A 24,825-nucleotide genomic window follows, 5' to 3' on the forward strand; every position below is an offset into this window, starting at 1 on the left:
TTTTTTTACAAAAATCGAAAGGCTCGGATTCGTAACTTCTTAGAGAAATCAGAAATCTTGTAATTGTTTTTAGTTCTGGATTATTTGCCTGATAGCTGCATAGTTAGTTTTATAAATAACAAGTGTTTCTTTAGCTTGTATAGAGACAGAAGTTTTCTCTGGAATCGCTTCTAACAAATTAATTGCCTGTTGCCATTTGTCTTGTGCTTGCTGCCAAACTAGTAACGGATGAGGTGGATTTTGGACAAATAAATTAGCTTCAATTGCTAACTTTTGCGCTGCTTCTAAGTTGGCTAAGGCTTTCTTTTCAATTAAGACTCTTTGATTGATAGATTTATAGTTAATCCGATAGTAAGCCAATTTCTTCTTTGCTCGGTCATAAACTGATGTTTCAACAGGAATGCTATCTAATAATTTTATTGCCTGATGCCATTTAGTTTCTGCTTGTTGCCAGACTTTTAAAAAATGCGGTGGATTTTGAACCAGAGAAGCAGCTTCCATTCCGAGTTTTTGAGCAGATTGAAAGTTAGTAATAGCACTTCTTTCTTGATTTAAACTTAGACTCATCTGCTTCGATTGTAGACTTTTCTCTTTAATTTTCCAACCAGCAAAACCTAAGATTAATAAACTTGAGGCTATGAGTAAAGCTGAACGTACTATTTTTTGTGTGGAAAACTTTGGTACTATTTCTACATGCTGGCTAATAATTGGTTCTTTACTACTTTCGTGCTTAATCTTTTTCAGCGCTTCTTCTGCCTGTTCCTTTAAAGTATCACCCTGGATAATTAAAGTTGCAATTTGTTCTTGGAAAAAATCACAATCATTAAGAATGTCTGTCAATTCTTGAAATTTGCCATCACTAGATATAATTAATTCGTGATCATCATCTAACCACTCTAAGGCAAAGCCAGATTTACCACAGAAAGCAGACACACCTAATAAAATGTTTAATAAATTATGACTATTTTTAATAGTATCAAAAATATAATTTAACTTTTCTTTTAGCTGGAACAATTCATTTTTAGAATTGCTGATTTTGTGAATTTGCCGTTCCAAAACATGAGAATTATCAAAGGCTAAGTTAATTTTTAAGCTTTCAGCAATAACCTGAAAATGGGCGCATATGCTGAGATTATTATTATCAAAATTTAGTTTATTTACCAACTGAATATCACTGAGAATATCAGCAGCTATTGCCTGCAAAAAATAGCCCCATTCAATCCAGACATCGATTTTTGATTTTAAATCAGTTAAAGTAATTTTTGTTTTTGAGTTGCCAAACTTCTCTGCTATGGCTGGATCTACTAATCCAACAGGTATCAAGAAACTAGGGATTGTAGCTATTCGAGGAAGTGTAGCGATCGCAGAATTTTTGATGTTCTCAAATCCCAATTCCTGAACAATTATTTTTTGAGTATTTCGTAGTTGTTCCTGAGCATTATTGATCAGGATAATTTGTTCCATGATTTCATTAGAATCGCCAATATTCAGTTTTAAACTCTGAATTAGTGTTGGCAATTCACTAACAAGTATTTCTAGGTTAGCCATAAATACCCCTTAGGGATTTGTCGAAAGTTTATGCGAAACAATTAAAATGGCTTGAGTAAGAACGTAAACACGCCTGTTGCATCTGAGCATCCTAGTTGAGTGACAAATCTCAGGAGCTATAAAATGTATAGTTCCCGGAAATCCTGCTAAAGTAACAATTTCACATTTCAAATCCCAGAAAAAGACAAAATTACCCATTCACTAACGTATGAATGAAGTTGATTTAGCATTTACCCCAGCACTAGAGTTGGCACAATTAATCCGTCGCCGGGAAGTATCACCGCTAGAGTTGGTGGAAATATATTTAGAACGGATTGGGCAGTTAAATCCCCAATTAGGAAGTTATTTTACGGTGACGGCAGAACTAGCGATCGCAGATGCCAAAGCCAAAACAGAATTATTGACAACCACCTCAGAACTACCACCATTTTTTGGGGTGCCAATTTCCATTAAAGACCTCAATGCTGTAGCAGGTGTTACCTGTACTTATGGAAATCCAGCATTACTGAACAATATCCCTAACTATGATGATGGCGTTGTAACCAGGATTAAGCAAGCTGGGTTTACTATTCTCGGTAAAACAGCCACATCCGAATTAGGTTCATTACCATACAGCGAACCTACGGGTTTTCCTCCAGCTAGAAATCCGTGGAATTTAGAATACACCCCTGGCGGTTCCAGTGGTGGCGCAGCGGCGGCGGTAGCAGCAGGATTGTGTGCGATCGCTCAAGGTTCTGATGGCGGTGGTTCGATTCGGGGGCCTGCGGCTTGTTGTGGTTTGGTGGGACTCAAACCATCAAGAGGCAGGGTGAGTAAAGCACCCGTAGGCGAACGCCTTGCTGGAATTGCCGCCAACGGCCCGATCGCCCGCACCGTGGCTGATGCTGCTGCCCTTTTGGATACTATATCTGGCTATGTCACAGGCGATCCTTACTGGTTGCCTGATCCTGAACCATCATTTCTCGCCGCCACTCAGACAAAACTCGGTGCATTGCGAATTGCCTTTGACACTACTATTTCTCCTTTAGGAGAAGCTGATGCCAACTGTCAGCAAGGTGTCCGCCAAACAGTTGAGTTATTAGAACAACTCGGACACCAAGTTGAACAGAAATCTCCAGATTTTAGTGGTTTAGTTGAACCATTTCAAATCGTTTGGCAAGCTGGGGTAGCTGCTTCGGGACTTCCTGTTGAAGTTATGCAGCCATTGAATCGCTGGCTATTTGCACGCACAGGTTCTGTTGCTGAGTATCTTCAAGCAGTTTCCCAAATGCAGATAGTGGCACGGCAGATTGTGGCGTTTTTCGATACCGTGGATGTGCTGGTATTGCCAGTTTATCTACATTCACCCATCCTGGTTGGGGAATGGGCTTCCCTGAATCCAGAAGAGACATTCCAAAATATTATTCAATGGGTTGCCCCTTGTCCACCTGCGAATGCAACTGGACAACCTGCGATCGCAATTCCTGGAGGCTTTGATAGTAAGGGTTTACCCATCAGTGTGCAGCTAATTGGTAAACCTGCCGCAGAAGCCACACTCATTAGCCTAGCAGCCCAATTAGAAGCGGCTAACCCTTGGATTCATCATCGTCCAGCCTTTGCAATATAAGGCTAATCATGCAGGCATCCCTGGAACAACTTTCGCAAATTATTGTATTTGCAGGCTTAGAAACAGCAGAGAAGATAAGTTTGCAACCTTACACTCAGGTGCAACGCCATAGCAAAGGAGAGATTATTCTGCATGAGGGCGATCGCTTACCAGCTAAACTCTATGCTGTTGTCAGTGGATCAATTCAAGTTACCAAAACAGCAACAACGGGGAAAGAAACAATTTTACGCGCCCTAGCTGCTGGAGAAATTTTTGCGGCTCCTGCTTTGTTAGGAAATGGAATTTCTCCGGCAACTGTCACTGCTGAATCTGATTGCGAGATTCTCACTGTAGAGCGAGATGCTTTATTAAAAGCAATTGGACAAAATCCTGAAATCGCATTACGAATGCTGATGGTTTTTAACAGTCGAATTCAGCAATTGCACGAAACAGTTCACGGATTAGTTTCTGAAAGAGCTATTGTTCGCCTTGCTAGGTTAATTCAATATTTTGCTGCTGAATCTGGAACTGAATCAAGTCCACAAGGTGAGTGTTTAAAAGCCAAATTATCTTATTATCGGATGGCTCGGAGTAGTGGCATTACTTACGAAGAATGTGTGCGGTTAATTAAAAGTCTCAAGTCAATAATTGCCTATAGTCGGGGTGGGAAGATTACAATACTTGATGCGGAGAAATTAGATGCGATCGCTTCTGGAGATATAGATTAGAGAATCTAACGAATACAATTCGCGGTTACATAGAGAAAACCTGCCTCCGCAGGTTTCACAAGCTTAATTTTCCGTAAACAGTTATCAGACTTCTACAGCTGCTCTATCTTGTTCACGTGCAGCGACAACTAGAACTAGACATAGAGCTGCGATCGCTTTTTGCCATTCCTGCCGAACTTGCGCGTCTTCGACACCTGCAAACATCCCTACCAAGCGCGGGATAGAAGCTTCTAAAGCCGGACGAGGCACTGGTCGGTGTAACTCAACTAAATGAGTTAAACTTTCTTGATGATTGACAAAACCAATTACCCATGTTGTTGTGTGATCAGGACTATCAGGAACCCGCTTGACTCCCAACTCATTTTTTAGCCAATTGTAGAAAGGTGGTAATTCCTCAGCTAAAACTTCTCCTGCTGTGGGTAAAGTTTCCTTAAGCAAATTGATATCTAAGCTGTTTAATGCTTTCTGCAATTGAGGTGAATTAAGAACTTCAGCTAGAGGTTGTGATAGTATTTCTTCCAACTGAGTTTCAGAAAGATTTAAATTTTGAGTGAAAGTTAAAAGTAGCGATCGCATATTTCCAGACTCCATAAATAACTAATTACTCTCTGTGACTTTCTCAGAAAGAGTGAGCAGAAATGTCAAGTTATCTTCAGCTTTTAAGGCATGGGGTGCGTTAGCAGGCATAAAGACAAAAACACCAGGTTTAAGGATGATGTTTTCTCCCGATAAAGTAAGTAAACCTCTGCCTTCGATGACGTTGATAGTGGCATTACGAGTAGAGGTATGCTCAGAAATATCAGTGTTAGCTGCTAGGCAAAATAGAGTGTATTGACAAGCATTATCTTTCAGCAATACTTTGCTGAGAACTCCCGCACTGGGGTATTCAATTTGTTCTCGTAGTTGAGTAATAAAAGATGGACTAGTTGTGATTGAAATTGTCATAGTATTTTAAGATTATGAACCGTAAACAAAGGCTGATATCATTCAAAGATTATCGGTATTTATGAAGCGATGGTTTTGGGAAAGAAATTATGTTACTGGGCAACAGCACACAAAATTATGTAGCCTAATTCGTGTTGGTATTTATGAAAAACTTGGTGAATTTCTAAAACCCGCTTGCGAATATCTCTCTGCGTCAATATATTCCACAAAATCCGAATTGTGTTAAAAATACCTTCATCTTGAAATATCCGCCTTAAATTCAATAAATTCATTGAGTCAGTTTGGCATTTCTCTACTTGCAATCCTGCTGTTGCAAAAGCCGTAATCCAGTTGGTTTCTGACAGTGGTGTAGAATTAACTCGAATTACTCGTGCTAAATCAGCATGAATTTGTTCTTCTTTGTCACAAGCTAATAGTTCATGGGAGAGAAATTTACCTCCCGGTTTGAGTCGATTGCGAATTTCAGCTAAAAGCTTGGTTTTTCCCAATAGCGATTGCATTGTAAGAATGGCTTCTGCCAATACATAATCAAACTTTCCTGGGATTGCCTCTAGGTTAAAAATATTACCTTCAATGATTTCGACTTGATTTTCTAACCCAGCCGCGCAGATATTAGCACGCGCACAAGCTACACTCTCAGGATTTTTTTCAACGCCTACTACTTTGACATGGTAGCGTTTTGCTAAAGCGATCGCACTATAACCAAAGCTAGAACCTAGCTCTAAAACTGTCTCTCCAGGCTGAAAGTTTGCCCACTGAAATAATTTCTCTGTGGCTATTCGTCCACCAGGACGCAGATATTTTTTACCCGCTGCTGCTAAAATTTCGTGTCCGGTAGCTGTTTGGAAATTGAGGATAGTGTTGGTCATGTCTGTGACCCTCTGAAGTTGTCTTACCCTCAATTTCTCAGGAATTTATGATATTGTCTCTGAGGTAGCTCATAGAAGCAGTATTACTTTGCTTTCCACTCGTGGTCAAGGATAGCGTAAAGAAAGTTGTCGTACCATCTACCTTTGATTAACTCTTTTTCCCGCAGATAACCTTCACGACGCATACCAATTTTTTCTAATACTTTTACAGAAGCAACATTCTCTGCAACACACCAAGACCAGATACGATGTATTCCCAGTTCTTCAAAGCCAAACTTTAAAATGGCTTGTGCTGCTTCTGTTGCATAACCTTGTCCCCAATACTGAGAATTTAGTTCATAGCCAATGTTTGCTTCCCGTATTTCCGGGTCGTTTACACGGATACCACAATTACCAATAAGCCGATTTTCTTCTTTAAGGACAATAGCTAACTGAAACTTTGTTCTTGGTTGCTCTTTTTGCTGATCAATAAACATCTGGATAAACTCACACACATCGTTCTTTGTGCGGTGCGTCCAATAGTTATAACGCAAGTACAAAGAATCAGATTGATAAGCAAAAACCGCCTGCCAATCTGCCTCTACAAAGTCACGCATTAGCAAGCGGTGTGTTTCTAATATCATGTCTTTTATTTATAAGCTTATAGTGGTTCCCACTTAGATACGGTACAACATTATATCGCAAGGTGTAGGGCACGGCATGCCGTGCCCCTACGGCTGTACCTCAGGTAAATAAGAACCGCTATAGTGCAGACGATCTATAAATTTTAACTTTTACATTTTGCACCTTGAGGAGTAGCATCGGGATAATAGGTAATGATCGCTTTTTCTTTACTGACAAAAACAGTAGGAAAGGATTTTCCTGTTTCTCGATCACGCACATTATAAATACATGCTTCCTCATTATTGCCTTGGAGTTTAAATATTTTGGTGGCATCTAAAAGCATTTCTTCAGCATTGCTGAGGTAGCCATAGCCTTTAATTACATCTGTTACTGTACGATTTTTCTGTTTAATTACTACACCCATTGTATAAATTACATTAGGAATAACTTCCTCTCGTCCTTGATTATTTGGCAAACGTCCGCCTATTCCTTCATCTTGTAACTGTAAATATCTGCCATAGAAATGTAAACCACCAATATCATCGGCGTTATATATTTCACCACAAAAGATATGTTCAAACCCCCGCCGTTTGAACCAAATATTTGTTAAATCTTCGAGAAATTGTGCTTTATTCCTACGTCCCGGACGAAGTTCACCACCGCTAGCTTGCTGAAGTTTCTGCAACACATCTGGGTAATAAGATAACAATTGTTTAAAATTATTAGAACTAACTCTCGTACCAATAGGACCGCAGAGTTTTAGTACAGCTTTGTCAAAAGAATTTAGCAGCGGTGGAGGTGGTGTAATATCTACCTGTTGTCCTGGAGGGAAACGAACAGAAACTGGGTTATTTACATTATCAAAAAACGGCAGAAGTTGCGTATTTTGCTTAGGCTGTGCGTCTCCTGGATTTTGCCAGATGAATTGAGAAGCTACCAGCAGAACTGCAAACACTCTTAACCTCTGCTTTAACCTATCGATTACAGAATTTAGCTGCATAAATTTTAGATTAATTACTTTCGATAATAGTTTCGCATGAATACAAAAAGACGCAAAGATACTAAAAAATTCTTTGCGTCTTTTTGTAAGATTTACGATAGTTTATGCAGCTATACAAGCCACGGAAATCTTAGGCAACTTCTACCACATCTACATTAGCTAGTAAAATAATTAGGTTGCTCCATCAATTTTTTGCACTTCTTCATCAGATAGTTTCACATTGATAGCACGTGTTGAGTCTTCAATGCTGAAAACCTTGCTAGCACCAGGAATTGGCAAAATAGCGGGCGACTTGGAACGCAACCACGCCAAGACAATATTATACACTGACACGCCTTTTTCTTTAGCTAACTGAGCGATCGCAGGGATATCTTGCAAGCCCTGATGGCGACGCCTACCACCAAAGGGACTCCAAGGCAAAAAGGTCAATCCTTGCTGTTCGCAATACTTCAACACACCGTCATTTTCTGGCTGTCGTTGCCAAGGGCTGTATTGATTTTGCACCGAGACAATATCTACCACGTCCCGTGCCCGTTTAATTTGTTCAACGGAAAAGTTAGAAACTCCCACAAACCGAATCAAACCTGCCTCCACTGCCTCTTTCACAGGTGTAAGGGATTCCTCAATGGTGTAATTATTATCGGGAGAATGGTATTGCCAAACATCGATAGGTTTAGCACCACCCAACGCCTCAAAACTGACTCTAATTGCTTGGCGCAGATGTTCTGGATTGCCGTTGCTTGTCCAGTTTCCATCGGGACGCATTAAACCGCCTTTAGTTGCCACAATTACTTGGCTAATATCGCCTTTGTAACTAGTAAGCGCCTTGTGAATTAGTCGCTCGTTGTGGTGCTTATCTGACTCATCTTTGCAGTAAGCGTCGGCAGTGTCAATAAATGTAATACCCAGATTCAGCGCATGATGAATCACTTGGATTGATTCTGATTCGGGAGGACGATTAGAAATTGACATGGGCATACCACCCAAACCGATCGCACTTACAAAGACACCAGTTTTTCCTAGCTGTTTGGTTTCCATGCTTCTAGCTATAGCTTTCTGCCCCAATTATCTACCAGTTAGCCAAAGCTTTTTTAGCAATTCATGATAAATCCTCCCTAGTACTTAGACTAGGTAATCAGTGAATATGCTACCAAGGGAATACTCTACTCAAGGGTTAAGTATTCTATACACAGACACTTTGCTCATGAATTTTTAGATTTTTACCTCTGAGCAAATACCAAATTAAAATCAAATTGATAATTAATATAGCGGTTCTCGTTTACGTGAGATACACCCGTAGGGGCACGGCACTGCCGTGCCCCTACACCTGGCAATATAATGTTGTACCGCATCTGAGTGAGAACCGCTATAATACATAGCCTAATAAAAAAGCTTGATTTTCCATTTTTTCGGTAAAATGTCTTTGTTTTCAGGCTTAACGCTGAGATTCTTTACTTACAACCTAAACTATCTCGCGTTGGCACACCTGTAACCGGATTTACGCCATCCGCTCTTTCACACATTAACGACACTTGATAACGGTCAATCAAAGCGTCGGTAAAATCAGCGCCTGTAATTTCGGCATCAAAAAAACGGCTGCGGGTCAAAGTTGCTTCTGTAAAAATGGCATTTTTCAGGTTAGCACCATCCATAGTGACGCGATCGACTAAAGCCCCGCTCAAGTTCGCACCTTCCAGATTTGCTTTTAATAAAACTCCTTTAGTGAGAATTGCGTTGGTTAAATTCGCTCCTTGGAAATTTGTCCCCCGCATTTCTGCTGCTACAAAAGTCACACCTGCCAAATCAGCATTCGAGAAGTCACGATTTTCTAAATTTATATTGTTGTAGTTGATTGTGTTGATTTGAGCAAAAGCCGGTTTGGAATTAAGTATTATCCACAAACATGCTAGTATCAAAATCGCAATCAAACTCAAAAAGCGCAATAAAATCTTTTTCATAACTTTATTATTTCTGAGTAGTCTTTTGTCATTAGTCCTCTCTTACAAAGTTCTGATCGGAGGAAACCTCCGCTCAGACTTTGCGCTTTGTCATTTAACCAATAACTAATGACTAATGACTAATGACTCTTGGCTATTTCCAATCTTTACCAATCCGAATTGTGAGATCAGATTCTAAATCACCAATCGCCGACACTTCTATTTGACCCAAGCCTAAGACTTTTTGCAAATCAACTCCAACTCGTCGGTTGCCTTTTTGGACAACAATCTGAGTTTGACGTTGGGTATCTGGCCAATCAGGCACTTTGTAAATATTAGTAAAGCCTTTCTGTTTCAGATAAGCAATAACTTTTTCAGTTAGCTGAGGTTGATTGGAGGCATTTTGAATAGCAATTTTGAGGTTAGGAACCTGACGCATATCTGGTTTCAGACCAGGTACATTTACCCCAACATAATCATTCAACAGGCTCTGTTGTCCTGTCATGTTCAGCCAATAGCTGTCCGGGTCTTTGCTAAAACGGCTAAACGTACCAGGCAACACGGTCATTTGGAAATTATCCCGATCTAAGTTGAGACCAAAGTTCACCAACGCCATCATTTCTTCCATCTTCAGGTTGGTATCAAAGTATTTTCGCATCAAGCGAGTTAATTGAGGCAACCTGGGTAAGACGGTAGGACTATTTAAGCGTTGCAGCAATGCTGCTGTTAGTGCTTGCTGACGCTGCACTCTCGGCAAATCTCCCAAACCTGGTTCGCGGAACCGGGCAAACTGTTCTGCTTGTTCGCCGTTGAGGGTTTGCCAGCCACTGACTAAATTAATTGACAGCCGACTGCTGGAGTCTTTATATTCCATTGATTGGGGAACAAAGACTTCTACTCCGCCTAACTGATCGACTAACTGCCGTAAGCCGCTGGTAGAAATACGGATGTAGCGATGGATTGGGGCGTTGTTTAAGGTACGGCTAACTACCCGTGCTGCCAAGACTGGGCCGCCTTGGGCATTGGCATCAGATACCTTAGTTAATCCCTTTTCTCCCTTTTCGGGGATAGCAATCATCGTATCTCTGGGAATGGAAAGCACCCGTACAGATTTTTCACTAGGGTTAAGCCGTACTAGCAGCATGGAGTCGCTTTTCCCAGCAAAGCTTTCTGGAGAACCATCAACAGTACCGCTGACTGGTTCAATCCCCATAATTAAAATATTCATCGGTCGTGAAAGCTGGTACTGGGAAAGTTTGCTCCATAACTCTCCTGGTAGTGGTATTTTTACCTCGTCTTTAGCTGTTCCTAAATCTTCATCTGTTCGATCTAGGTTGCTCCACAACGGAGTCCAAAGGGCTAAGGTTGATACCAGCAACCCAGATAAGGTAATGCCGATGACAACCGTCATGATCCATAACAGCCATCGAGGCATGGTTAAGCCCAGTCTCTCGTAAAGCTGATTGGGAATCGCACCAACAGATTCGACGACGCTACGGTTGGGATTCGCTGGCGGGTTTAGTTCGACCTCCTCCTCCTCTGAGTCGGCTACTGGTGCAGGTGTTACTTGATTTTCCGTTCGTTGAAGTTGCTGTGATCGCACCTCATTTTCAAATGCTACTTGTTGAGATGTCACCGGATTTTCCGACCATTCGACTTGTTTTATCACAATTATCTCCCCACTCAACCACTCCCTAAAAGTATGTTAATGCAAGCTACAAATATTGCCAGTGGAAAAGCTCACTGTAAACTTGTAATGTTCTTCGGTAGGCGTGTATGACAACATGAATACTTTATTGTTCCCCGTAATCCTTGCTGGTGGTAAAGGTGAACGTTTTTGGCCCCTGAGCCGCAAAGACCGACCCAAGCAATTTTTAAGTCTTGATGGTAGCTCTAGAAGTTTATTACAAGCAACCGCCGATCGATTGATAGAACTCGGTGGCGGGTGGGATTCCTTGTGGGTGATTACTTCTAGTCAGATCGCTGAAGGGGTAAGACAACAATTACCTGATCTACCATCTCAGAACTTATTGATTGAGTCGGAAGGCAGAGACACTGCCGCAGCCGTTGCTTGGACAAGTTTAGAAATCAAACAGCGCTATGGAGAAGACGCTGTTATTGGCTTTTTCCCTGCTGACCACTGGATTGCTGACGAAAAAGCGTTTGCACACACATTAAGCGCGGCTACGCAACTGGCAGCAAGCACAGCAGCGATCGTTACACTGGGGATCAAGCCTACTTTTCCATCAACCGGTTACGGCTACATTGAACAAGGTGAAAAAATAGGTAGCTTTAATGAGTTGCCAGCTTATCACGTCAACCGCTTTACTGAAAAGCCCGACCGTGAAACGGCAGAGACTTTTTTATCTACGGGACGCTTTAGCTGGAATAGTGGAATGTTCGTTTTTCGGGCAGGGGTTGTTCTCAAGGAACTACATACCCATGCTCCAGAAATTATCGAACCTTTAGAACAACATGGTCCTGATATCTATCCCCAGTTGCCTAAGAAGAGTATAGACTATGCGCTAATGGAAAAGACAACTCTAGCATACGTTTTGCCAGTTGATTTTGGTTGGGATGATTTAGGAGATTGGAATGCGATCGAACGCTTACTGAAGAAAGAGGAAAATCCCAATGTAGAACTCGCTACTCACGTAGGGTTGGACACGCAGGGCGCTATTATTTACGCCTCAAATCCAGAAGATGTAGTTGTTACAATTGGTTTAGAGGATGTGGTGATTGTGCGCGATCGCAATGTCACTCTCGTTGTTAAAAAAGAACGTACCCAGGAAATTAAGCAGATCCTCAAAATTCTTCAAAGCGATTCCCGATTTACCGACCTGCTGTAAAAATTAAAACCCTTGGCAGAGGCGAAAAAGTCTATTTTCCTATTATAACTTGACTGTCTGTTATTTTATCTGACAGTTATGGACATTATTAGCTTTGAGCCTCTCGCCAAAACAATGGCCATCGATTCTATTACTGCCTATCAAAAATATATTTCTCCGTCCAAAGGATTTAGTTGTTCCCATCGCTTATTACATGGTGGGGATTCCTGCTCTAATTACGTCAAACGGATGCTGAGTGAGCAAAAGCTCCACGAAGCCGTACAATCATCCATAAAAAGATTTCAAGACTGTGCCGCAGCTAGCAAAACTTTAACAAGCAGTAAAGCTAGAGCCGACTTCCGTTGTATTGTCATCCCCTGCTGTTTACCTCTTTAACTCCTCTGCATCTTTGCAGTTCTTTACAAAAATGTTCCTCACCCAAACTGTTCCCCGTCAACGAGAAATTCTTGAAGTATTCCTTCGCAATGGCTGGGACTATATGCGAAGGTTACTCACTGGTGGCAAAGCTGATGAACCCCAGCTACCTACACCTGCGGTTTTAAAAAATATCCTGATAGATTTGGGCCCAGTCTACGTAAAACTCGGTCAGCTACTTTCTACGCGTCCAGATTTACTGAGTGCTGCCTACATTGAGGAACTATCAACTCTACAAGACGAAGTACCACCAGTTCCCTGGTCAGAGGTAGAAGTAGTCATCCGCAAACAACTAAAACTCTCTCTGGCAGAAACTTTCAGCACAATTAACCCGATCCCAGTTGCAGCAGGATCAATTGCTCAGACACATCGAGCTACATTAGCAGACGGTCGAGAAGTTGCTCTGAAAGTGCAACGTCCGGGAATTGATATTACAATTGCCCAAGATATTGCTTTAATTCAAGGTATTGCTGATTTAGTGGCGCGGACTGAGTTTGGGCAAACCTATGAAATCAAATCCATCGCTGAAGAATTTACCAAAGCTCTAGAAGCCGAGTTAGATTTTACACGGGAAGCGGGTTTTACAGACCAACTGCGGCGCAACTTATCTAAAAGTCGTTGGTTTGATCCCACGCAAATAGTGGTTGCGGAAATTAACTGGGAATTGACCACAGAAAAATTACTGGTGATGGAATGGCTGGATGGGGTGCCGTTCTTGTCGGCGGATTTGAACAACAATAATGGTAAAGATCCTGATGTAGAGCGTAAAGAAATAACTACTTTGTTATTTCGGGTATTTTTTCAGCAACTATATATTGATGGCTTTTTTCACGCTGATCCCCATCCAGGGAACTTGTTTTATCTCAAAGATGGTCGTGTTGCCCTCTTAGACTGTGGCATGGTGGGAAGACTTGATCCCCGCACACAGCAGATATTAACAGAGATGTTGTTAGCGATCGTTGATTTAGATGCTCAAAGGTGCGCTCAGTTAACTTTGCAGCTATCAGATTCTGCCCAACCAGTAATTTTGTCGCGGTTAGAAAATGATTACGATCGCATGTTGCGAAAATATCACAATGTCAGCCTAACGCAAATAAACTTCAGTCAGATAATTTATGAAGTTTTACAAGTTGCCCGCAACAATAAAATTAGATTACCTAGCAATATGGGTTTGTATGCCAAAACCCTAGCAAATTTAGAGGGTGTAGCGCGGACATTCAACCCTGAGCTTAACTTTTTTGATGAAGTAAAACCATTAATTACAGACTTGTTTCGTCGGCAGTTACTAGGCGATAATCCAGTGCGATCGCTCCTCAGAACAGCCCTAGATATTAAAAGTCTCTCTCTCCAATCTCCCCGTCAAATAGAACTGTTATTAGACCGAGTTACCTCAGAAACCTTACAGTGGAATCTATCGCTGCGGGGTTTAGATGGTGTGCGGCGCACTATGGACGATGCGGCTAACCGATTATCTTTTAGTATATTAGTAGGTTCGCTGATTATGGGTGCAGCCATTATTTCCACCAGAGCGCAGACAACTCAGCTATCTTTTTTAAGCACCATCCTCTTTGCCGTCGCTAGTTTATTGGGTTTGTGGTTAATTATTAGTACATTGCGATCGGGACGTTTACGCTAAAGTCTATGTGTTGTGCCTGAGTAATGCCCACCACAGGAAATCATCATATGTCACTGGCAAAAATACCTACTTTAGTATTTGGAACCACAGAAAAATAGCAATAAACACCAATGATTTATGTGTGTTTACCCGTGTACATCTGTGGTTCTAATATAAAAAATATGTCAATCATCATTGCTGAAAAGCTAAGTAAATCTTATCCAGTGGCAGTTAAAAGTCCGGGTATTAAAGGTACAATCACCCACTTTTTTCGCCGCACCTACCGCACAATTCAAGCAGTTCAGGATGTTTCCTTTGAAATTGCTCCTGGTGAAGTAGTGGGGTTTTTAGGCCCAAATGGTGCTGGTAAAACAACCACACTCAAAATGCTCACGGGGTTGATTCATCCCTCTAGCGGTAAAGTTCAAGTAGCTGGACAAATTCCGTTTCATCGGAAAGAAGCATTTTTGCAAAAAATTACCTTGGTAATGGGGCAAAAGCAGCAACTAATTTGGGACTTACCAGCGCTGGATTCTTTGAGAATTAATGCTGCTGTATACAATATCTCTGATAAAGAGTTCCAGCGGCGGGTGGGAGAACTAACAGAGATGCTTTCCCTAGAAGGCAAACTTACCCAACCAGTGCGGAAGCTATCTTTGGGTGAACGAATGAAGGCGGAATTGCTAGCAGCACTTTTGCACCGTCCTCACGTATTATTCCTAGATGAACCAACGCTGGGACTAGATGTAAATGCTCAGGTGGCGGTGCGCGATTTTTTGCGCGACTACAATCAGCGTTATCAAGCTACAGTGCTGTTGACGAGTCATTACATGGCTGATATCACAGCTTTGTGTCAGCGAGTGCTGTTGATTCACCAAGGAAGGCTGATGTATGACGGTAGTTTGGATGGACTATTAGAACGTTTTGCCCCTTACCGGGAAGTTCATATAGAGTTAGCCCAACCTCTACCGATAGAAAAACTTATGACCTATGGTGATGTGCAACACTTAGAAGGGCGATCGGTGCATTTTATGGTGTCAAGAGAGGCGCTCACCCGCACCGTTTCTCAGATTTTGACGGATTTAGAGGTAATTGATTTAACAGTTACCGAACCGCCTGTGGAAGAAGTGATTGGACGAGTTTTTCAGGCGGGTGTCGTGTAGTACAGACGCGATTAATCGCGTCTGTACAAGAGTGGAGAATTCTGGATAATTTTTGTAGCGGGAAGTGAATAAATGAAGCAGATAATCAGAAAATCCTTAACTTTGCTGTCAGTATACTACGCCTATATGGTTGAGTATCGGGCAGAACTAATATTATGGGTTTTGGCTGGCTCTTTGCCGATTATCCTCATGGGTATCTGGATACAGGCGGCACAAGGAGGACAGTTTGGATTATCACCTGTGGATTTTGCTCGTTACTTTATCACAGTTTTCATCGTTAGACAATTAACAGTTGCTTGGGTAATTTGGGACTTTGAAAGAGAGGTAGTGGAAGGCAGGCTTTCGCCCAAGTTGCTACAACCACTCGACCCAGTATGGCATCATGTTGCAAGTCACATTTCTGAAAGATTTGCTCGACTAACGTTTGCTTTTCTATTAGTGGCCTTATTTTTTATTCTTTATCCCCAGGCTTTTTGGTTACCAAGTTTGAGTAGGTTTTTGCTGTTTACATTGGCGGCGGTGCTAGCTTTTGCTTTGCGGTTTACGATTCAGTACACCTTTGCCATGTTCGCCTTTTGGACAGAACGGGCTAGCGCTTTAGAAAATTTTTGGTTGTTATTTTATCTATTTTTATCTGGTTTGATAGCACCTTTAGAGGTCTTTCCAGAACCTGTGCAGAAAATAGTGATGTTTACGCCTTTTCCCTATTTGATTGATTTTCCTGCGAGTCTTTTGGTAGGGCTACCCGTGGATATAGGGCGAGGATTTGGGTCAATGGTGGGATGGATATTAGTGTTTTTGGGTGCGAATCGTTTGCTGTGGCGTGCGGGTTTGAAGAGGTATTCTGGGATGGGAGCATGATTAACAATGCTAGAGATTTTATAAATTACTTGGTATCGTCTTAAAGTTTTCTGCCGTTCCTAAAGAATAATCTTCTAACTTAAAATCAGCAAAAGGCTTCTTTTCTAACCTATCCCGTAATGCTTCATCAATAATTACACTTGCTGATTGTTTTTTAACACCAATGATTATAATACTTCTCTGATATTTAGTTAAATCCTGATTTACCTGACAATCACTCCTTTGAAATTGTCCCAAATTTAATATACGATAGCCTTTGACGCTTGGTGTATTAATAAATAAATTTTTCACTAAAAATTGTACTTGTTTGGAACGTTCTAAAGACATTCGCTGTTGAACTGCTATATTACCTTTACAAGAAACTGTGCCGACAGAAATAATCTCACTAGGTTCTTCCATTATCTTCTGTATACCTTCCTGTTCTAAGTTCAACTTTAAAAGGTCTAGACTAATAATTTCATCATTATATTTAATTTGAAAATTGCTACCTAAAAGCCATTTATATTCTAGTGATAAAACAGCTATATTAAATTCGGCTACCTTCCCCTGACTATCCCTACCTTCTTGATAAGAAAAATAATCAATATTACCTTTTTTTTGTGGAGATTGTCCGTAATTTTGCCTCACAGAAAATTTTGATGTCCGCGTTGCTAATGCCACTATACTAAGTAATCCTAATATGACTAGCAGGGCTACAAAAAATGCTAGTAGTGGTACTTCTTCAGTCTGTTTCTGTGGAGATAATGAAGTTTTAGTAATTAGTGCTGGCAATTGCTCAATTTTACAATCATCTAATAAAGTAATGTTTTCAGCAGTAGTTTCTGTTAGTTGGGTTTCAATTTCTTCTAGGCGTTGTAAAATCTCCTGAGTATTTGCAGGACGCTTTTCTATATCCGGTGCTGTCAGCCAATCAATTAAATTTAATAGTAAGGGTGAGATATGGATGGCATGATTTTGCCAGTGCAACAAATTTTGCTGGACATCATACATATCTAAAGGATGGTATCCCGTGAGTAAAAATACAAAAGTGCGTCCCAAGGCAAAGAAATCTGATTGCGGTACTGCTTGAGCATTCATCTGTTCTGGAGCGCTGTAGCCAGATGACATAAGTGCTGTCATCCCATCGCTGTTGTTGAGTTTGTCTGGGTAGGTTCTGTCAATTTCTGTGGCGGTGCCAAAATCAATCAGTACTAAATCCCCCCAACCCTTCCCAAGGGGGGATCGAATCATAATATTAGATGGCTTAATATCTCGATGCAGGTACTGTTGACCATGCACTAAATCCAAAATTTCTACCAATTGTTTTAACCAGGCTAAAGCTTGTTCCTGTGAAATAGGATAATTCTGCTGCTGCTGCTTTAGGCACTCTTCTAAGTTGTACCCATCGATTTTTTCCATTGCAATGCAATGCAACACTAAACCATTTCGGGTTTGATACTGGAAGTAACTATCTTCTTTGGGAATGCCGGGATGCTTGAGTTGTCTCAATACAGTTACTTCTTGCTGAAATAGTTCTACTGCTTTGGCATCGCTTGATAAATCCTCTTTGAGTATCTTGAGGATTTTAGGGGTATCTTGTTCGTATGCTTCATAAACTTTACTAAACCCTGTTTTGTCACTCAATAGGCACATCACCCGATAACGCCCTAGCAATTCCAAATGGGAACCACAACTTTGACAAAAGCGGTTTTGATGATTATTCGGATGGTTTGGTTTAGGGCAAACGGGATTGATACAAAGGCTCATAACTGGCTTATCCGTACATTAACAGTTATCAGTTATGAGTTATCAGCGTTCACGAGTTACTGATAACTCATAACTGATTTAAGAGGAATGCAGACGCGTAGCAGTTTGTTGCTAGACATCGCTCCTATTAATTCTTCTGTTGCCGTATGATAATCCCGTCTAATAATTATGAGATTTTCTATCTGTGTTCTGCCAATAAAGCTGCTACAGTTTGGTTAAATGCCTCTGGTTGTGTCAAAAACGGCCAATGATTGCCGGGAACTTGGCAGATGCGTAAGTTTTTAAGATAGGTTTTGTAGGGTTTAATTTGCCAATCTTGGCGGTTCAATCCTTGTTCTGGCTGGACGAAGATGGCAGGGGTGTCAAGGGGGATTGTAAAACCAGGCACTTGCATTACTGCCTCAAAAATGCCGTCACGGGCGGCTATGGTAAATTTGCTGCCCCAACTACCATCGGGTTTTTGTTCTATTCCTGCTTGAAAGACTTGCTGCTGTAAGGAACTCCATCCTTGATATTGCTTTAACTGCCATGCTTGTTGTTCGGCTTCTTCATGAGTGGCAAAGGGGCCCATACTTTTGAGAAAAGGCAAGAAGCGATACAACATGGGAAAAGTTACCCTGAGAAGACTGGGCATTTTCCAGATGAAAATTGGATCAACCAGAATTATACTCCGCAAACGCTTTGGGTTTTGCCTTGCCCAGATGGCGGCTAATTTGCCTGTCCATGAGTGGCTGACAATATGGGCAAAAGTCCATCCGAGATGATCCATTAGTGCTTCGAGGTCTGCGATCGCACTCTCAAAGCTATAATCTCTCTCAGGCTTACTACTTTGGCCATGTCCGCGCATATCTGGTGCAACTATGTGGTAGTCTGCTGCTAAGTAATCTCCTAAACTAGACCACACTAGAGCATGGTCGCCTAAGCCGTGTAACAGCAGTAAAGGTTCTTGCCCTTGGTTCCACTCTAAGTAAGAAAGTTGGATATCAGGCTTTGATAAAGTTTGACGTACAGGCATCATTGCACATCCACCAATGAAGAGATTGTTTCGCGTTTATATAGTACTGCGAAAGAAGATGGACGCGGCGAGATGGGACTTGACAGCTATAACCAAATCTTGGAACTTCTTTCCAATCTCAACTTTTCTCATAGGTCAAATTACTTGAATGCGATCGCGTATTTGGAGTTAGAGTAATTAAATCATCAATGTTGCGTTTCATTGTGTCGCAAATCGCATCTAGAGGTAAGTCGTTAGGGTCATAACCAAAGGGGTTTTCTATCTCCAAGCCGATGGCTTCAATGCCAAATACTGTAAAACCGACCAAAGCAGAAATTAAAGCTGTCCACCACCCCAGAGTCTCCACTATTTGAAAGGGTAGCAGGAAACAATATAGCAGCAATAGTTGCTTAAGATGAATGGCATAAGCTAATGGTATAGGTGTTTTTAAAATCCGTTCGCAAGCACCTAAATTATCCACAAGACTATTCAATAATTCTTGCATAGATGTTAGCTGGTAGCTATTAAGGCAATTACGATGATACTGCTCCTGTAAATAATCTCCTATCCAAAAGGCAACCTCTATGGGGGGATTATTCATAATCTTCAGTTTTATATACTTACTAGATGGCATTAAATCTTCTAACTCGCTATTGACTGTTTCTCCCCGCAAATGTAATTTAGTTGTCACGGCAAAAGCTACTAATAAATTTAATGCTGTAATTTTATTGTCTTTATCTTCTGGAGATATTTCGTCAATTGATACCCAAATTTGCCGTGCCAGATTTCGGATATTATTTACTAAGGAACCCCAGCATTTTCTGCCTTCCCAAAATCTCTCATAAGCAGTATTAGTGCGAAATACAAGTAACAAACCTAAAACAATACTAGGAATAACGCTTCCTAAAATAGGCTGGGATACAGGCAAATCAAAATGGTAAAGTATAGAAATCAGAAATCCGAAAGCTCCGCACCATAAAATATGTTTATAAATTGCTCTTACCACCGAACCTTTAAGTTGCAATGTTGTGCGTAGCCATGTGAGTTTTTTGGTTGTCATGCAGTCACCCTAAGAAAATATTTAGTGAACCGATCGTTTAAACATCGATACTTTAAAAATAATAACTATAGAAATAGCACAATTGGCAAAGAGGATATTGTAATATAGCGGTTCCCATTCAGATGCGGTACAACATTACATCACGAGGTTTAGGGCACGGCAGTGCCCATTGGTGTCAACTTAACGTGAAACCCATCCTAGAAGCAGCTTTTAGATATTGTCTCGTTGTCTTGTTCCCAGTCTCCGACTGGGAATGCCGTCTTAGAGGCCCCGCCTCTCTTGCTGGCGGCAGAGCCGCTTTTGAGTTGCATTTCCAGCAAGAGGCTGGAAACGAGATTTGAAAAGGCTTTTAGCTTAAGTTGACACCAATGGGCACTGCCGTGCCCCTACGGGTGTACCTCACGTAAACGAGAACTATAAGTAGTGATGGAAAGATAACAGTATATGCTGGCGGTGATGGCTGTATCCTACCTTCTGTTACAATCTGCTGAAGTAGGTAGGGGAGACTGTTCCCAAGCGTATTGCCTTATGTATATCAAAGCGATAGCTACGGCTGGCTACGCCTACGCGGCTAATTGTAAGTAAATGTAAAGATTTCTCGGTAGCTGCATAAATCCCGCACCTCACGCCGATAAATCGATAGAAGAAAAGGTACATGGCTATCGATAATAGTTATACAGCATTAGTCAGTATCATGTACTCCAGTAAATCAAAAAGTTCTAACCTGTACAAATCCTGCCCTGTAAATTAAACGTTTAGACATAACTAAATAAGTTATGTCTTTTTTTAGTGGTTAGTCTCAAAACGTTGAATTTCAATTAAATAACCACTGGGATCACGCAAAAAACAGTGGTAAATGTTGTACTTTTTGTTTAGTGTAGGTGGCTTTTCAAATTCGATGCCACGTTGTTTGAGATATTCAAACCACTCATCCACCTGCTGTGTAACCAAGGTAAAAATAACACTTGATTGCATGTCGGCTGGAGGAGTTGATATTTCGCTTGCTTGACACAATCCTAAATATCCAGAGCCGCTAACAGTATAAATTCGACAGGCTCCTTGGTCAAGCCACAACTCCAAGCCCAGCTTTTGTTCGTAGAATTCTGCGGACATATTGAGATCATGAGTATAAAAGAAGGTAACCTGCTGTTTTATTGGCGGACGATCAGACATAAAATAGATTTGAGTATATACCCCAACGACATCTGGCGATCGCATAGGTAAAAATTAGTTGATGTTAGAAACCTGTTACTACTCCAGATGCCTTAAGTGCATCTGGAGTTTCTTTTTGGAAAAAGCGATGTCTACGACGGGCTGCGCCTACGCAATTTTCCAAATCATCCTGATATGCCAAAACACGGCTGAATAAGAATGCATACTGAATTATCTATATTTAACACGGGGCATCACTTATTGATGTACCCCTCCTGCCAAACAACTCTCGCAAAACAGCCTCAGTACATCTGGGGCTGTTTTGCCTTACTTTCAACAGAGAAGTTGTGTAAACGAGAAGCACAGCAGTTGATCCTCAGACATCTTTAACTGTATTTGAGTGTATACCCTGATGACGTAGAATGCTCTCACGGTGAAAATTTGGTATAGGTAAATGCGTATCTTTCCTGACTCCAGATTTGTCACAAACATTTCTGGAGTTTTTTCATTATTAGAGTTGTTTACAGCCAAGGCAAAATAGTTAAGCGATCGCACTTATAATCTTGACTCAATCAAAGTGAGATACACGTAATACAAATGATTATTTCGTTGTATATGTCACAAAAATATCCTTTTTCATTTCTACTTCTGCCGGAGCATCTGGATTATAAGCTGGTGATAATAAAAAACTAGCAAATGACGGCAAAGGAACTCCAGTTTTGGAACTACATGAGGGATAGAATAATGTATAAAAAGGTTCGGCTACAGAAGGAGTATCAAGTTTAACACCCATAGCAGTTGCTAAAGCCTGAGCACGACTTTGAGCGTCTTTCATTGCTGATTGATAAACTGAACTCTGCAAAGCTTGACAGTCATTGGCTGCATACTCAATGCCCACACTCTTGACAGAAAGATTTTCAATTTCACTTGCCACTTTGTTCGCTGTAGCAACAATCTCCTGGACGCGAGCCTCCAAAGGAGGAACTGCGCTAACGCGTGTTGGCTTTTCCAATCTCACCAATATTTTGGCGCTATTTTCACTGGAATTACTGCTAATTTGCACTTGAATTTTATCAGCCCTAATTCCTTTTGCAACTAGGCTATTAACTACAGGCTGGAGAGTTGCTTTAGTTAGAGATTTTGTGTTTGGTAAAGATTCTGCTGCTGTTTTGTAATTTAAGAGTAGAGTCCGTGAGGACAAGCGACGGGCTTCAGGTAGAGATGATGGTTGCGTTTCTAACTCATCATTGCTAGCTCCCCTACTGAATACCAATTCAATATCCGCTGTATCTGGTGGCACTTTCACTACTCCTTGCCCGATTACCATTATTGAATGGCGATCGCTTGCTGGTGGGTAAAATAATTGAGCATTAGTGACTTTGGGTGTTAATGCTCCCATCCCGACAGTCACAGTAATACTTACCAACATTAGAGCAGTTATTTTTCTCATGTCCTGGGATGTCCTTTGAACCTATTAATTGTCAAATTTTACACCTCAATAGCAAGCAATATGCTTAAAAAAATATTGAGCTATTCCCACGGGCTTTACACTGACTTGAGTCATGGGATTAGCTCAAAAATTAAAAATTCACTGCGGGCATTATGATATCTCAGCAGAGAGCCAAATCTTGTTAAAACTATTAACCAAACCAGTGAGAGGGTTCACAAGTTGATTGAACAGTTTCACAAACATGGTGGCTAATCCAATCTGACTTTTCTTGAACGATTAAACAAATACCTTGGTGAATCAAATTCTGTAAGTGCAGTTGCTGCTCTAAGGGTTTACGAGGCAATTTGTAATAAGCCAAGTTTCCTTGTTCCGCTTCAGCTAGCGGAATCTGTGCGTCAGACATCGCGCTGTAAAAGGAGGGAATGCGGTTGAGGACGAAAGCAATTAGCTCTTGGCGTAAGTCAGGAATCGCAAAGGCTTGTTGATATGGATGGTATGGATATGTATCCAAAACGCTTTCAATCTCACTTACTACTGATTGCTGTGTTAAATTGACTACCGTTTTCATGATTTTTAAACCCCTTTTTTATTCCAGTCAATGATTGGTGGAGAAAATAACTTTTTTAGATGGCAACGTCGTTATGAAAATCAGTTAGAAATAATTCAACTGATAGATGCAAGTAATCCCGAAACTAGTCTTTTATACTGGGTTAATATCAGACATTTGGCCTTGCTTATTTTAGTTAAAGTTTATACTTTTTCACAGTATGACTTAATTAAAATAGCATCCAATCTGCTGACAAGTTCTCAACATTTTATATTTATAATCCTAATTATTTCAAATTTCTGCCTTTTTGGCAGAAATTTACACAAAACGCAGCATTAAAGATAGGGGATCAAGACTAACAGCAATAAAACAACTTGAATTAGGAACAAGTTTTTAATGAAGTTAACCTTTCTTGGTAATTTACATCACATTTTACGCTTGCTGCAAAAATTGCTGTTTCATCTAAAAAACTTATTTGTTGCACGTTGATTTAGTGAGTCAGAAAAATAGCGACTCGCTATAGTGCAAAATCAGTCTAACGACAGATGAAAGGATCAGGTAAAAACGTTGAGAAAGTTCACATTTTCTAAAGGTAGATGACGCAACTGATTATTAATTTCATTAGCAGCAGCTAATCCAGAAACCATTGCACTTTCCACAAGATTGCCGCCACACCAATCACCACAGCAAACTAAAGGTAGGGGAGTTCCGGCAGACAGAAAAGCCTCGTGCCAAGGACGGCTAGGAAAGGCATAACGCCAACGATGTACTTGCATCCATTCGGGAGTATTCAACCAAGGGAGCGACAGAGATCCAGCGGCTCGTTGCAACATATACTGTCCGGCCGGTTGTAAATCCTGGGATTCTAGATGGCGTTGGGCGAAATCAGCGCTACTTTGCACCACAAAATGTGGTTGTTGAGGATTAGAACGCTTGCTACTATCCAAACCAATCCATGCTAAATCAGCATCATCCACAAAAGTTAGAGCTTTCCACTGAGGGAGTGGTTGGGATGTGGGAGGATATCCAGCGAGCGCACTAATCGAAGGATAAAATTCTACAGAACGCAAATTATCAAGAAAGACTGCATCCAATATACTTTCACCCAAAGGTTCTAACAGCATCACAGCTTGGGGTGCAGGAATGGCGACAACTAAAGCTTTTACAGTTAATTCTTCGTTGCTAGATTCGAGAGCCAAACGCCAACTATTTTCGGGAGTTGGGGTAATAGCAATGACACGCTGATTCAGTAATATTTCTAAACCTGGGGCGAGGGATTTAGCGATCGCACTCATTCCCTCAGGTGCAACATATCGCGGACTGCGGTTTTTGGGTTCAGATAAAGGAGCGCCTACTGTGAGTTCGTAAACCTCCTCCGTCCAAACTTCGAGGATATGGCGCGATCGCAATATCTCCACAAAACGTCCCAACAATTCACCCTTTGGCTTCAGGTAACAAGCCCCATGATCCGCCAAAGTTCCATGCAATCGGCGTGTAGCTAGTCTTCCTCCCAAACCACGCGACTTTTCTACCACTAGCACCGAATATCCAGCTTGACTTAACTGCTGGGCGCAGACTAAACCAGCTATTCCGGCACCAATCACTGCAATATCAGTCATGAGTCAGTAATCCTTAGTCATTGGTTATTAGTTATTGGTCATTAGTTATTCGTTATTATCAAAGGACAAAATTACTACTAATGACTGCTGAAAGCTAATAGTAGAATAAGGTACAGAAAGCTGCATGGAAGGGAGGAAGG

General features: G+C 41.1%; 24 protein-coding genes. 8 read left to right on the top strand and 16 right to left on the bottom strand.

Translation table 11 applies throughout. The features are described from left to right. Window positions 1-69: 69 nt before the first annotated feature. Window positions 70-1,323, bottom strand: coding sequence for a hypothetical protein (locus tag ACEYW6_RS26605; protein ID WP_412982113.1), 1,254 nt, complete (start codon window positions 1,321-1,323; stop codon window positions 70-72). A gap of 433 nt (window positions 1,324-1,756) precedes the next feature. Between ACEYW6_RS26605 and ACEYW6_RS26610 the strand changes: the two genes are divergently transcribed. After that, window positions 1,757-3,154 carry an amidase gene (locus tag ACEYW6_RS26610; protein ID WP_412982114.1) on the top strand — a complete coding sequence of 466 codons (1,398 nt, stop codon included), beginning with the start codon at window positions 1,757-1,759 and terminating at the stop codon, window positions 3,152-3,154. An 8-nt stretch (window positions 3,155-3,162) separates the two neighbouring features. Next, on the top strand, window positions 3,163-3,861 hold the full coding sequence (locus tag ACEYW6_RS26615; protein WP_412982115.1) for a Crp/Fnr family transcriptional regulator: 699 nt from the start codon (window positions 3,163-3,165) through the stop codon (window positions 3,859-3,861). An 84-nt stretch (window positions 3,862-3,945) separates the two neighbouring features. Here the strand turns inward: ACEYW6_RS26615 and ACEYW6_RS26620 are convergent, their stop codons facing one another. From ACEYW6_RS26620 to ACEYW6_RS26655, 8 genes are all read right to left on the bottom strand, one after another. Continuing rightward, a complete protein-coding gene (locus ACEYW6_RS26620; RefSeq protein ID WP_412982138.1) occupies window positions 3,946-4,437 on the bottom strand; it encodes a hypothetical protein in 492 nt (163 codons plus the stop codon). A gap of 21 nt (window positions 4,438-4,458) precedes the next feature. Continuing rightward, the gene (locus ACEYW6_RS26625; RefSeq protein ID WP_412982116.1) at window positions 4,459-4,806 is read right to left on the bottom strand and encodes a cupin domain-containing protein; all 348 of its coding nucleotides are present in this window, start codon (window positions 4,804-4,806) and stop codon (window positions 4,459-4,461) included. A 92-nt stretch (window positions 4,807-4,898) separates the two neighbouring features. Next, the gene (locus tag ACEYW6_RS26630) at window positions 4,899-5,675 is read right to left on the bottom strand and encodes an SAM-dependent methyltransferase (protein WP_412982117.1); all 777 of its coding nucleotides are present in this window, start codon (window positions 5,673-5,675) and stop codon (window positions 4,899-4,901) included. An 83-nt stretch (window positions 5,676-5,758) separates the two neighbouring features. Then, entirely contained in the window at window positions 5,759-6,298 is a 540-nt protein-coding gene (locus tag ACEYW6_RS26635; protein ID WP_190899321.1) for a GNAT family N-acetyltransferase, read from the bottom strand. 143 nt (window positions 6,299-6,441) lie between these two features. Next, window positions 6,442-7,278 (bottom strand): EndoU domain-containing protein, encoded by an 837-nt coding sequence (locus ACEYW6_RS26640; protein WP_190899318.1) that lies wholly within the window; start codon window positions 7,276-7,278, stop codon window positions 6,442-6,444. 171 nt (window positions 7,279-7,449) lie between these two features. Continuing rightward, entirely contained in the window at window positions 7,450-8,316 is an 867-nt protein-coding gene (locus ACEYW6_RS26645; RefSeq protein WP_196512778.1) for an aldo/keto reductase, read from the bottom strand. A gap of 413 nt (window positions 8,317-8,729) precedes the next feature. Continuing rightward, entirely contained in the window at window positions 8,730-9,236 is a 507-nt protein-coding gene (locus tag ACEYW6_RS26650; protein WP_412982118.1) for a pentapeptide repeat-containing protein, read from the bottom strand. Between the two features lie 133 nt (window positions 9,237-9,369). Beyond that, window positions 9,370-10,884, bottom strand: coding sequence for an LCP family protein (locus ACEYW6_RS26655; RefSeq protein WP_412982119.1), 1,515 nt, complete (start codon window positions 10,882-10,884; stop codon window positions 9,370-9,372). 115 nt (window positions 10,885-10,999) lie between these two features. On the opposite strand from ACEYW6_RS26655, the gene ACEYW6_RS26660 reads away from it, so the two are divergent. The 5 genes from ACEYW6_RS26660 (at window position 11,000) to ACEYW6_RS26680 (ending at window position 16,117) form a co-directional block, all read left to right on the top strand. Next, window positions 11,000-12,064 carry a mannose-1-phosphate guanylyltransferase gene (locus tag ACEYW6_RS26660; protein ID WP_412982120.1) on the top strand — a complete coding sequence of 355 codons (1,065 nt, stop codon included), beginning with the start codon at window positions 11,000-11,002 and terminating at the stop codon, window positions 12,062-12,064. Between the two features lie 78 nt (window positions 12,065-12,142). Further along, the gene (gene yidD / locus ACEYW6_RS26665; RefSeq protein ID WP_196512774.1) at window positions 12,143-12,439 is read left to right on the top strand and encodes a membrane protein insertion efficiency factor YidD; all 297 of its coding nucleotides are present in this window, start codon (window positions 12,143-12,145) and stop codon (window positions 12,437-12,439) included. Window positions 12,440-12,470: 31 nt separating this feature from the next. After that, the gene (locus ACEYW6_RS26670) at window positions 12,471-14,114 is read left to right on the top strand and encodes an ABC1 kinase family protein (RefSeq protein ID WP_190901479.1); all 1,644 of its coding nucleotides are present in this window, start codon (window positions 12,471-12,473) and stop codon (window positions 14,112-14,114) included. Between the two features lie 161 nt (window positions 14,115-14,275). Beyond that, window positions 14,276-15,256, top strand: coding sequence for an ATP-binding cassette domain-containing protein (locus ACEYW6_RS26675; protein ID WP_190901481.1), 981 nt, complete (start codon window positions 14,276-14,278; stop codon window positions 15,254-15,256). 72 nt (window positions 15,257-15,328) lie between these two features. Continuing rightward, window positions 15,329-16,117 (top strand): ABC transporter permease, encoded by a 789-nt coding sequence (locus tag ACEYW6_RS26680; protein WP_412982121.1) that lies wholly within the window; start codon window positions 15,329-15,331, stop codon window positions 16,115-16,117. An 18-nt stretch (window positions 16,118-16,135) separates the two neighbouring features. On the opposite strand, the gene ACEYW6_RS26685 is transcribed toward ACEYW6_RS26680, so the two are convergent. The 3 genes from ACEYW6_RS26685 to ACEYW6_RS26695 form a co-directional block, all read right to left on the bottom strand. Beyond that, complete coding sequence (locus ACEYW6_RS26685; protein WP_412982122.1) at window positions 16,136-17,863, bottom strand: protein kinase domain-containing protein; 1,728 nt, start codon at window positions 17,861-17,863, stop codon at window positions 16,136-16,138. A 178-nt stretch (window positions 17,864-18,041) separates the two neighbouring features. Continuing rightward, window positions 18,042-18,878: an alpha/beta fold hydrolase gene (locus ACEYW6_RS26690; protein WP_412982139.1), complete on the bottom strand. Its 837-nt coding sequence runs from the start codon at window positions 18,876-18,878 to the stop codon at window positions 18,042-18,044. Between the two features lie 118 nt (window positions 18,879-18,996). Beyond that, the gene (locus ACEYW6_RS26695) at window positions 18,997-19,917 is read right to left on the bottom strand and encodes a bestrophin family protein (protein WP_412982123.1); all 921 of its coding nucleotides are present in this window, start codon (window positions 19,915-19,917) and stop codon (window positions 18,997-18,999) included. Window positions 19,918-20,039: 122 nt separating this feature from the next. Here ACEYW6_RS26695 and ACEYW6_RS26700 point away from each other — a divergent pair, with 122 nt between their 5' ends. After that, entirely contained in the window at window positions 20,040-20,258 is a 219-nt protein-coding gene (locus tag ACEYW6_RS26700; protein ID WP_412982124.1) for a hypothetical protein, read from the top strand. Window positions 20,259-20,703: 445 nt separating this feature from the next. Here ACEYW6_RS26700 and ACEYW6_RS26705 read toward each other — a convergent pair whose 3' ends face one another. From ACEYW6_RS26705 to ACEYW6_RS26720, 4 genes are all read right to left on the bottom strand, one after another. After that, on the bottom strand, window positions 20,704-21,090 hold the full coding sequence (locus tag ACEYW6_RS26705; RefSeq protein ID WP_412982125.1) for a VOC family protein: 387 nt from the start codon (window positions 21,088-21,090) through the stop codon (window positions 20,704-20,706). Between the two features lie 580 nt (window positions 21,091-21,670). After that, window positions 21,671-22,519 (bottom strand): SIMPL domain-containing protein, encoded by an 849-nt coding sequence (locus ACEYW6_RS26710; RefSeq protein WP_412982126.1) that lies wholly within the window; start codon window positions 22,517-22,519, stop codon window positions 21,671-21,673. A gap of 190 nt (window positions 22,520-22,709) precedes the next feature. Then, window positions 22,710-23,087: a hypothetical protein gene (locus tag ACEYW6_RS26715; RefSeq protein ID WP_190896604.1), complete on the bottom strand. Its 378-nt coding sequence runs from the start codon at window positions 23,085-23,087 to the stop codon at window positions 22,710-22,712. Between the two features lie 533 nt (window positions 23,088-23,620). Further along, window positions 23,621-24,685 (bottom strand): NAD(P)/FAD-dependent oxidoreductase, encoded by a 1,065-nt coding sequence (locus tag ACEYW6_RS26720; protein WP_412982127.1) that lies wholly within the window; start codon window positions 24,683-24,685, stop codon window positions 23,621-23,623. Between the last annotated feature and the right edge of the window lie 140 nt (window positions 24,686-24,825).

It is taken from the genome of Nostoc sp. UIC 10607 (genome assembly GCF_047228265.1).
In the GTDB taxonomy this organism is placed as follows: domain Bacteria; phylum Cyanobacteriota; class Cyanobacteriia; order Cyanobacteriales; family Nostocaceae; genus Nostoc; species Nostoc foliaceum_A.

Excerpts from the sequence above, each read along its gene's own strand:
- ACEYW6_RS26610 (WP_412982114.1), top strand. The coding sequence starts at position 1,757 with ATGAATGAAGTTGATTTAGCATTTACCCCAGCACTAGAGTTGGCACAA.
- ACEYW6_RS26615 (WP_412982115.1), top strand. The coding sequence starts at position 3,163 with ATGCAGGCATCCCTGGAACAACTTTCGCAAATTATTGTATTTGCAGGC.
- ACEYW6_RS26620 (WP_412982138.1), bottom strand. The coding sequence starts at position 4,437 with ATGCGATCGCTACTTTTAACTTTCACTCAAAATTTAAATCTTTCTGAA.
- ACEYW6_RS26625 (WP_412982116.1), bottom strand. The coding sequence starts at position 4,806 with ATGACAATTTCAATCACAACTAGTCCATCTTTTATTACTCAACTACGA.
- ACEYW6_RS26630 (WP_412982117.1), bottom strand. The coding sequence starts at position 5,675 with ATGACCAACACTATCCTCAATTTCCAAACAGCTACCGGACACGAAATT.
- ACEYW6_RS26635 (WP_190899321.1), bottom strand. The coding sequence starts at position 6,298 with ATGATATTAGAAACACACCGCTTGCTAATGCGTGACTTTGTAGAGGCA.
- ACEYW6_RS26640 (WP_190899318.1), bottom strand. The coding sequence starts at position 7,278 with ATGCAGCTAAATTCTGTAATCGATAGGTTAAAGCAGAGGTTAAGAGTG.
- ACEYW6_RS26645 (WP_196512778.1), bottom strand. The coding sequence starts at position 8,316 with ATGGAAACCAAACAGCTAGGAAAAACTGGTGTCTTTGTAAGTGCGATC.
- ACEYW6_RS26650 (WP_412982118.1), bottom strand. The coding sequence starts at position 9,236 with ATGAAAAAGATTTTATTGCGCTTTTTGAGTTTGATTGCGATTTTGATA.
- ACEYW6_RS26660 (WP_412982120.1), top strand. The coding sequence starts at position 11,000 with ATGAATACTTTATTGTTCCCCGTAATCCTTGCTGGTGGTAAAGGTGAA.
- yidD (WP_196512774.1), top strand. The coding sequence starts at position 12,143 with ATGGACATTATTAGCTTTGAGCCTCTCGCCAAAACAATGGCCATCGAT.
- ACEYW6_RS26670 (WP_190901479.1), top strand. The coding sequence starts at position 12,471 with ATGTTCCTCACCCAAACTGTTCCCCGTCAACGAGAAATTCTTGAAGTA.
- ACEYW6_RS26675 (WP_190901481.1), top strand. The coding sequence starts at position 14,276 with ATGTCAATCATCATTGCTGAAAAGCTAAGTAAATCTTATCCAGTGGCA.
- ACEYW6_RS26680 (WP_412982121.1), top strand. The coding sequence starts at position 15,329 with ATGAAGCAGATAATCAGAAAATCCTTAACTTTGCTGTCAGTATACTAC.
- ACEYW6_RS26685 (WP_412982122.1), bottom strand. The coding sequence starts at position 17,863 with ATGAGCCTTTGTATCAATCCCGTTTGCCCTAAACCAAACCATCCGAAT.
- ACEYW6_RS26690 (WP_412982139.1), bottom strand. The coding sequence starts at position 18,878 with ATGCCTGTACGTCAAACTTTATCAAAGCCTGATATCCAACTTTCTTAC.
- ACEYW6_RS26695 (WP_412982123.1), bottom strand. The coding sequence starts at position 19,917 with ATGACAACCAAAAAACTCACATGGCTACGCACAACATTGCAACTTAAA.
- ACEYW6_RS26700 (WP_412982124.1), top strand. The coding sequence starts at position 20,040 with ATGCGGTACAACATTACATCACGAGGTTTAGGGCACGGCAGTGCCCAT.
- ACEYW6_RS26705 (WP_412982125.1), bottom strand. The coding sequence starts at position 21,090 with ATGTCTGATCGTCCGCCAATAAAACAGCAGGTTACCTTCTTTTATACT.
- ACEYW6_RS26710 (WP_412982126.1), bottom strand. The coding sequence starts at position 22,519 with ATGAGAAAAATAACTGCTCTAATGTTGGTAAGTATTACTGTGACTGTC.
- ACEYW6_RS26715 (WP_190896604.1), bottom strand. The coding sequence starts at position 23,087 with ATGAAAACGGTAGTCAATTTAACACAGCAATCAGTAGTAAGTGAGATT.
- ACEYW6_RS26720 (WP_412982127.1), bottom strand. The coding sequence starts at position 24,685 with ATGACTGATATTGCAGTGATTGGTGCCGGAATAGCTGGTTTAGTCTGC.